We start from the raw sequence: 7,886 nt of genomic DNA on the forward strand, positions 1-7,886 counted from the left end.
ATGGCCACATCACGCCGTGCCGCCGTACTCGGCTCCCCGATCGCCCACTCGCTCTCCCCGGTCCTGCACCGCACGGCCTACCGGGAACTGGGACTGGACGGCTGGAGCTACGACCGGTTCGAGGTCGACGAGGCCGGACTGCCCGGCTTCTTCGACACGCTCGGCTCCGAGTGGGCGGGGCTGTCGCTGACCATGCCGCTGAAGCGGGCCGTGATCCCACTGCTCGACGGCATCAGCGAGACCGCGGCGTCGGTCGACGCCGTCAACACGGTCGTCTTCACCGAGGACGGCCGCCGGACCGGCGACAACACCGACATCCCCGGCATGGTCGCGGCGCTGCGCGAGCACGGCATCGACAAGGTCGAGGCCGCCGCGATCCTCGGCGCGGGCGCGACCGCCTCGTCCGCGCTGGCCGCGCTCGCCCGGGTCTGCCCCGGTGAGATCGCCGTGTACGTGCGCAGCGAGGCCCGCGCCGCCGAGATGCGCCGCTGGGCCGAGCGGCTGGACGTGACGGTGCGCATCGCCGACTGGGCGGACGCCGAGCAGGCCCTGCGCGCCCCGCTGGTGATCAGCACCACGCCGGCCGGAGTCACCGACGCCCTCGCCCGGTCCGTGCCGGAACGCCCGGCGGCCCTCTTCGACGTGCTCTACGACCCCTGGCCGACCGCACTGGCGGCGCGCTGGTCGGCCCACGGTGGCGCCGTCGTCAGCGGCCTCGATCTGCTGGTGCACCAGGCCGTGCTCCAGGTCGAGCAGATGACGGGGCTGGCGCCGGCGCCGCTGGAGGCCATGCGAAAAGCGGGGGAGCGCGCGCTCGCGGACCGCTAAGATCCGCTCTCGGTTCCGCAGGGGGCGGAACAGGGGAGGGGTCACCGCATCATGTCCGCAGGCCTGCCGCAGGCGTCCGTCAAGTCCCAGATATTCGAGTCCGTGCTGGGATTCCTGCCCGACTGGGTCCAGATCACGGTGCTCGCCCTGATCGTGCTCGCCGTCGTCGCGTCCTGGGTCGTGAAGATCAAGCGCAAGATCGCCTACCGGCGGGCCGTCCGCAGCGGACAGCCCGTCCACGCCGCGGCGCAGTACGGGCAGGGCCGCGGCGCCGACTACCTGGGCGCCTATGCGCCGCAGTCGGCGGCTCAGGGCAGCGGCGCCGACCATCTGGGGCCCTACGCCCCGCAGCAGGCGCAGTCCGCGCCGCAGGCGAGCGGCGCCGACTTCCTCGGGGCGTACGCCCCGCAGCAGCAGCGGACCGACGGTCCGGCCACGGGCTCGTCCGCCTGATGGACCGGCGGCCGGACACCCGGCGCGGACGTGGGAGGATCGGAGGTGGCGGACCGGGGCCGCGCACCCGGTCGAGCCGTCGCCGTACGCGAGGACGTGCGTACGCAGGGCAGTACCAGGGCGCGAGCACTGAGGAGCACCGTTGAGCAGGTTGCGCTGGCTGACCGCGGGTGAGTCCCACGGTCCCGCACTCGTGGCGACGCTGGAGGGGCTTCCCGCCGGCGTGCCGATCACCACGGACATGGTGGCGGACCATCTCGCGAGGCGGCGGCTGGGCTATGGCCGCGGTGCCCGGATGAAGTTCGAGCGGGACGAGGTCACCTTCCTCGGCGGCGTGCGGCACGGCCTGACGCTGGGCTCCCCCGTGGCGATCATGGTGGGCAACACGGAGTGGCCGAAGTGGGAGCAGGTCATGGCGGCCGATCCGGTCGATCCGGAGGTGCTGGCGGGGCTGGCCCGTAACGCGCCGCTGACCCGTCCGCGCCCGGGGCATGCCGACCTGGCGGGTATGCAGAAGTACGGTTTCGACGAGGCCCGGCCGATCCTGGAGCGTGCCTCGGCGCGGGAGACGGCCGCCCGGGTGGCGCTGGGGGCGGTGGCCCGCTCCTACCTGAAGGAGACCACCGGTATCGAGATCGTCTCCCACGTCGTGGAGATCGCGTCGGCGAAGGCGCCCAAGGGGGTGTACCCGACGCCGGGGGATGTGGAGCGGCTGGACGCCGATCCGGTGCGCTGTCTGGACGCGGACGCCTCGAAGGCGATGGTCGCCGAGATCGACCAGGCCCACAAGGACGGCGACACCCTCGGCGGTGTGGTGGAGATCCTGGCCTACGGCGTGCCCGTGGGGCTCGGTTCGCACGTGCACTGGGACCGCAAGCTGGACGCCCGCCTGGCGGGTGCGCTGATGGGCATCCAGGCCATCAAGGGTGTCGAGATCGGCGACGGCTTCGACCTGGCCCGTGTTCCCGGGTCCCAGGCACACGACGAGATCGTCAAGACCGACGAGGGCATCCGTCGCACCTCCGGCCGCTCCGGCGGCACCGAAGGCGGGCTCACGACCGGTGAACTGCTGCGCGTGCGCGCCGCGATGAAGCCCATCGCCACCGTCCCGCGCGCCCTGCAGACCGTGGACGTCACCACCGGTGAGGCCGCCCAGGCCCACCACCAGCGCTCCGACGTCTCCGCCGTCCCGGCCGCGGGGATCGTCGCCGAGGCCATGGTGGCCCTGGTGCTGGCGGACGCGGTGGCGGAGAAGTTCGGCGGTGACAGCGTGGCCGAGACCCGGCGCAACGTCACCTCGTACCTCGACCACCTCGCCATCCGATGAGCGGCCCGCTGGTCGTGCTGGTCGGCCCGATGGGCGTGGGCAAGTCCACCGTCGGGCGGCTGCTGGCCGAGCGGCTCGGGGTCGCCTACCGGGACACCGACGACGACATCGTCGCCGCGCAGGGCCGGACCATCGCCGAGATCTTCGTCGACGAGGGCGAGGCCGCCTTCCGGGCCGTCGAGAAGGCGGCCGTGCACAAGGCGCTCGCCGAGCACGACGGTGTGCTCGCCCTCGGCGGCGGCGCGATCCTCGACGCCGACACGCGTGCGCTGCTCGCCGGGCAGCGGGTGGCGTACCTGTCGATGGACGTCGAAGAGGCGGTCAAGCGCACCGGCCTCAACGCCGCCCGCCCGCTGCTCGCGGTCAACCCGCGCAAGCAGTGGCGCGAGCTGATGGAGGCCCGTCGGCACCTCTACGAGGAGGTCGCCACGGTCGTCGTGGCCACCGATGGCCGCACGCCCGAAGAGGTAACGCAAGTCGCCCTCGACGCACTGGAGTTGAAGGAAGCATGAGCGAGGCAGTGACGCGGATCCAGGTCGGCGGCACCGCGGGCACCGACCCCTACGAGGTCCTCGTGGGCCGCCGGCTCCTCGGCGAGCTCGGCGGACTGATCGGTGGCAAGGCCAAGCGGGTCGCGATCATCCACCCCGAGGCCCTGGCCGAGACGGGCGAGGCGCTCCGCGCCGACCTGGCCGAGCAGGGCTTCGAGGCCGTCGCCATCCAGGTGCCCAACGCGGAGGAGGCCAAGACCGCGGAGGTCGCCGCCTACTGCTGGAAGGCGCTCGGCCAGTCCGGCTTCACCCGCACCGACGTCATCGTCGGCGTCGGCGGCGGCGCCACCACGGACCTCGCCGGGTTCGTGGCCGCGACCTGGCTGCGCGGGGTGCGCTGGATCGCCATCCCGACCACCGTCCTCGCCATGGTCGACGCGGCCGTCGGCGGCAAGACCGGCATCAACACCGCCGAGGGCAAGAACCTCGTCGGCGCCTTCCACCCGCCCGCCGGGGTGCTGTGCGACCTGGCCGCGCTGGACTCCCTCCCGGTCAACGACTACGTCTCCGGGCTCGCCGAGGTCATCAAGGCCGGCTTCATCGCCGACCCGGTCATCCTCGACCTCATCGAGTCCGACCCGGCGGCCGCCCGCAGCCCGGAGGGCCCGCACACCGCCGAACTCATCGAGCGCTCCATCCGGGTCAAGGCCGACGTCGTCTCGTCGGACCTGAAGGAGTCGGGCCTGCGCGAGATCCTCAACTACGGCCACACGCTCGGCCACGCCATCGAGAAGAACGAGCGGTACAAGTGGCGCCACGGCGCCGCGGTCTCGGTCGGCATGCACTTCGCCGCCGAACTCGGCCGCCTGGCGGGCCGGCTGGACGACGCGACGGCCGACCGCCACCGCACGATCCTCGAGTCGGTCGGACTGCCCCTGTACTACCGGCACGACCAGTGGCCCAAGCTGCTGGAGACCATGAAGGTCGACAAGAAGTCCCGCGGCGACCTGCTGCGTTTCATCGTCCTCGACGGCCTGGCCAAGCCCACCGTCCTGGAGGGCCCCGACCCGGCCGTGCTGCTCGCCGCGTACGGCGAAGTCGGGCAGTAACTCCCGCTGCGCGCCTTCCGCCCGGAATCGCCTTGCGGGGCCGGGCACTTCGGACCGCCCCCGGCCGTTCACACATCGACGACCGGGGGCGGTACCGTTCGGTAGCAGCGGGTTCCGCCCCGCAGTCAGCGCCCATCGCCTGTACGAGACGGAGTGGCACCGGATGCAGCACGCAGTGGGTTCTCCGCTGCCGCCGCCCCATCAGCCGGGGCACGGACCGGCCGTCGGCTGGTCACCGGCCGCACAACACCCGGACCCGCACCACCCTGGTGCGCACCCGGGCGCGCACCAGGGCCCCGCGCCCGTGCCCCCGCCGCCCCCGGCCCCGGGGTACCCCGCGCCCCCGCCCGGACCGGCCGCGCCGCCTCCGCCCGGCCCGGTCGCGCCGCCCCCGCAGGCCTCCGTCCCTTCGCCGCCGGACACCACCGGCCATGTGCCGCTGCCGCCGGGCGGCCCGGTCGCCATGCCCAGCGCGCCACCGGCCGCCGCGGCCCCCGACCCCTCCGGCACGACCCTCGCCGTGCTGCTCATCGGCCCCGCGGGCGCGGGCAAGACCAGCGTCGCCAAGTACTGGGCGGACCACCGCCGCGTGCCCACGGCGCACATCAGCCTCGACGACGTGCGCGAGTGGGTCCGCTCCGGCTTCGCCGACCCCCAGTCCGGGTGGAACGACAACTCCGAGGCGCAGTACCGCCTCGCCCGCCGCACCTGCGGCTTCGCCGCGCGGAACTTCCTGGCCAACGGCATCTCGTGCATCCTCGACGACGCGGTCTTCCCCGACCGGCCGGTCGTCGGCCTCGGCGGCTGGAAGCGGCACGTCGGGCCCGGCCTGCTGCCGGTCGTCCTCCTGCCCGGGCTGGACATCGTCCTCGAACGCAACGCGGAGCGCTCGGGGAACCGGCGGCTGTCGGACGAGGAGGTCGCCCGCATCCACGGCCGTATGGCCGGCTGGTACGGATCCGGCCTGCCGATCATCGACAACTCCCAGCTGGACGTCCCGGAGACCGCGAGGGTCCTGGACGACGTCCTGGCCAGGTCGATAGCGAGCCCGCCGCAGTGGTGAACAGCCCGGCGCCGCTCAGGGGCGCGGGGAACTGCGCGACAAGCCCCCGCACAGCCGCAGGCGGCACACAGCCCCGCGCGGCACGCCCCCTCCCGAAACAGCACCACCAGCTACCCGGACATCCCGGGCACCCTCACTCGGACGCCCTCAACCAGCGCAACTCCGGCGGAGCTCATAGGCTCGGGTCATGTCAGAGGTGTACGCGGCCCGCCGGACGCGTCTGAGGGAATACTGCAACGCGGGCGGCAGCGCGGCGGCGCTGATCTCCCGCCCCGCCAATGTGCGCTATCTCGCGGGCGCCGCCCCGCACGGCGCCGTCCTGCTGCTGGGCAAGACCGAGGACCTCCTGGTGTGCTGCCCGGCCCCGGACCGCCCGCCGACCGAGCGCCCCGACGAGGCCCTGCGCGTCCAGACCCTGCCCGGAGCCGCCGGCGGCGACCCGGCCGTCGCGGCGGCCGGCATCGCCCAGGGGCAGGGCGCCGACTCCCTCGCCGTGGAGGAGCACCACCTCACCGTGGCCCGGCACCGAGCCCTCGGCTCCGTCGCCCCCCGGCTCCGCCTCGCCAACCTCGGCGGCGCGGTCGAGCAGCTCAGGGTCGTCAAGGACGAGGAGGAGATCTCCTGCATGCGCATCGGCGCCGAGATCGCCGACCAGGCCCTCGGCGAGCTGCTGGAGTCCATCCTCGTCGGCCGCACCGAGCGTCACCTCGCCCTGGAGCTCGAACGACGCCTCGTCGACCACGGAGCCGACGGCCGGGCCTTCCCCACCTCCGTGGCCACGGGCCCCAACTCCGGCCGCCCCGGCCACCGCCCCACCGACCGCCGGGTGGAGGAGGGCGACTTCCTCTCCGTCTGCCTCGGCGCGACCTACCGCGGCTACCGCTGCGAGATCGGCCGCACGTTCGTCATCGGCACCGCTCCGGCGGACTGGCAGATCGAGCTGTACGACCTGGTCTTCGCGGCCCAGCGCGCCGGACGCGAGAGCCTGGTCCCCGGCGCCGCCTGCCGGGACGTCGACCGTGCCGCCCGCCAGGTCCTGGACTCCGCGGGCTACACGGAGGGCCTCACGGCCCTGACCGGACACGGCGTCGGGCTCGAAATCGACGAGGACCCTCAATTGAGTCCCGCGGCCATGGGTAAACTGGACGCTTGCGTGCCGGTCACCGTCGAACCGGGGGTCCACCTCCCGGGCCGGGGCGGTGTCCGGATCGATGACACGCTCGTCGTCCGCCCCGAGGCGGACGGCGGACCCGAGCTACTCACCATCACGACCAAGGAGCTGCTCGCCCTCTAGGAAGGTGCGTGCACCGGGGTCGTACGTCAGTCCAGGAGATTCCGCAACCGTGGCTTCCACGAACGACCTCAAGAACGGCATGGTGCTCAAGCTCGAAGGCGGCCAGCTCTGGTCCGTCGTCGAGTTCCAGCACGTCAAGCCCGGCAAGGGCCCGGCCTTCGTGCGCACCAAGCTCAAGAACGTGCTCTCCGGCAAGGTCGTCGACAAGACCTTCAACGCCGGCGTCAAGGTCGAAACGGCCACCGTCGACAAGCGCGACATGCAGTTCTCCTACATGGACGGCGACTACTTCGTCTTCATGGACATGGAGACCTACGACCAGCTCATGGTCGACCGCAAGGCCGTCGGCGACGCCGCCAACTTCCTGATCGAGGGCTTCACGGCCACGGTCGCCCAGCACGAGGGCGAGGTGCTCTTCGTGGAGCTGCCGGCCGCCGTCGAGCTGACCGTCCAGGAGACCGAGCCGGGCGTCCAGGGCGACCGCTCCACCGGCGGCACCAAGCCGGCCACGCTGGAGACCGGCCACCAGATCCAGGTCCCGCTCTTCATCACCACCGGTGAGAAGATCAAGGTCGACACCCGCACCAGCGACTACCTCGGCCGGGTGAACAGCTAACCGTGGCTGCCCGCAACACGGCCCGCAAGCGCGCCTTCCAGATCCTCTTCGAGGGTGACCAGCGTGGCGCCGAGGTCCTGACGGTCCTCGCGGACTGGGTCCGCCACTCCCGGACGGACACCCGGCAGCCGCCGGTCAGCGAGTACACGATGGAGCTGGTCGAGGGCTACGCGCAGCACGCGAAGCGCATCGACGAGCTGATCGCCCAGTACTCGGTCGGCTGGACGCTGGACCGGATGCCGGTGGTCGACCGGAACATCCTGCGGCTCGGCGCCTACGAGCTGATCTGGGTCGACGGAACCCCGGACGCGGTCGTCCTCGACGAGATGGTGCAGCTCGCCAAGGAGTTCTCCACGGACGAGTCGCCCGCCTTCGTCAACGGCCTCCTGGGCCGGCTGAAGGAGCTCAAGCCCTCGCTGCGCCGCGACGAGGCCTGAGACACACAGAACGCCGGAGAGACAGAACGCCGGAGAGACAGAACGCCGGAGAGACAGAACGCCGGAGGGCCCGCAGCGCTCACGCTGCGGGCCCTCCGGCGTCTCCCCGCACGGCCGAGGGCCGTCCGGCCCGGGAAACGCCGCCGGGGGGGGGGGGCGCCCGCCGGGGGCGGGCCCCCCCCCCCCCCCCCGCGGGGGGGGGGGGGGGGGGGGGGCGCCGGCGCGGGGCGGGGGCCCCCGGGGGGGGGCCGCCCGGGGGGGGGGCGCG

The 7,886-nt window shown here is 73.2% G+C and carries 9 protein-coding genes; all 9 read left to right on the forward strand.

Going from position 1 to position 7,886, the window contains the following annotated elements:
- Window positions 1-828: a shikimate dehydrogenase gene (locus tag ACIGAN_RS19675; protein ID WP_399859027.1), complete on the forward strand. Its 828-nt coding sequence runs from the start codon at window positions 1-3 to the stop codon at window positions 826-828.
- A gap of 51 nt (window positions 829-879) precedes the next feature.
- On the forward strand, window positions 880-1,281 hold the full coding sequence (locus ACIGAN_RS19680) for a hypothetical protein (protein ID WP_365742799.1): 402 nt from the start codon (window positions 880-882) through the stop codon (window positions 1,279-1,281).
- A 142-nt stretch (window positions 1,282-1,423) separates the two neighbouring features.
- A complete protein-coding gene (aroC, locus tag ACIGAN_RS19685; protein ID WP_399859030.1) occupies window positions 1,424-2,608 on the forward strand; it encodes a chorismate synthase in 1,185 nt (394 codons plus the stop codon).
- Window positions 2,605-3,120: a shikimate kinase gene (locus tag ACIGAN_RS19690; protein ID WP_365742795.1), complete on the forward strand. Its 516-nt coding sequence runs from the start codon at window positions 2,605-2,607 to the stop codon at window positions 3,118-3,120. The genes aroC and ACIGAN_RS19690 overlap by 4 nt, the downstream gene beginning before the upstream one ends.
- Window positions 3,117-4,208, forward strand: coding sequence for a 3-dehydroquinate synthase (gene aroB / locus ACIGAN_RS19695; protein ID WP_365742793.1), 1,092 nt, complete (start codon window positions 3,117-3,119; stop codon window positions 4,206-4,208). The genes ACIGAN_RS19690 and aroB overlap by 4 nt, the downstream gene beginning before the upstream one ends.
- A 163-nt stretch (window positions 4,209-4,371) precedes the next feature.
- Entirely contained in the window at window positions 4,372-5,271 is a 900-nt protein-coding gene (locus ACIGAN_RS19700; RefSeq protein WP_399859034.1) for a Pro-rich N-terminal domain-containing protein, read from the forward strand.
- A 187-nt stretch (window positions 5,272-5,458) separates the two neighbouring features.
- Window positions 5,459-6,565, forward strand: a complete 1,107-nt coding sequence (locus ACIGAN_RS19705; protein ID WP_365742789.1) for an aminopeptidase P family protein — start codon at window positions 5,459-5,461, stop codon at window positions 6,563-6,565.
- Between the two features lie 49 nt (window positions 6,566-6,614).
- Window positions 6,615-7,181, forward strand: coding sequence for an elongation factor P (efp, locus tag ACIGAN_RS19710; RefSeq protein WP_070030057.1), 567 nt, complete (start codon window positions 6,615-6,617; stop codon window positions 7,179-7,181).
- A gap of 2 nt (window positions 7,182-7,183) precedes the next feature.
- Window positions 7,184-7,618, forward strand: a complete 435-nt coding sequence (gene nusB / locus ACIGAN_RS19715; protein WP_365100017.1) for a transcription antitermination factor NusB — start codon at window positions 7,184-7,186, stop codon at window positions 7,616-7,618.
- Window positions 7,619-7,886: the final 268 nt, after the last annotated feature.

Source organism: Streptomyces sp. NPDC085931 (assembly GCF_044540565.1).
In the GTDB taxonomy this organism is placed as follows: Bacteria; Actinomycetota; Actinomycetes; order Streptomycetales; family Streptomycetaceae; genus Streptomyces.

Excerpts from the sequence above, each read along its gene's own strand:
- ACIGAN_RS19700 (WP_399859034.1), top strand. The coding sequence starts at position 4,372 with ATGCAGCACGCAGTGGGTTCTCCGCTGCCGCCGCCCCATCAGCCGGGG.
- ACIGAN_RS19690 (WP_365742795.1), top strand. The coding sequence starts at position 2,605 with ATGAGCGGCCCGCTGGTCGTGCTGGTCGGCCCGATGGGCGTGGGCAAG.
- ACIGAN_RS19680 (WP_365742799.1), top strand. The coding sequence starts at position 880 with ATGTCCGCAGGCCTGCCGCAGGCGTCCGTCAAGTCCCAGATATTCGAG.
- ACIGAN_RS19705 (WP_365742789.1), top strand. The coding sequence starts at position 5,459 with ATGTCAGAGGTGTACGCGGCCCGCCGGACGCGTCTGAGGGAATACTGC.
- ACIGAN_RS19675 (WP_399859027.1), top strand. The coding sequence starts at position 1 with ATGGCCACATCACGCCGTGCCGCCGTACTCGGCTCCCCGATCGCCCAC.
- aroB (WP_365742793.1), top strand. The coding sequence starts at position 3,117 with ATGAGCGAGGCAGTGACGCGGATCCAGGTCGGCGGCACCGCGGGCACC.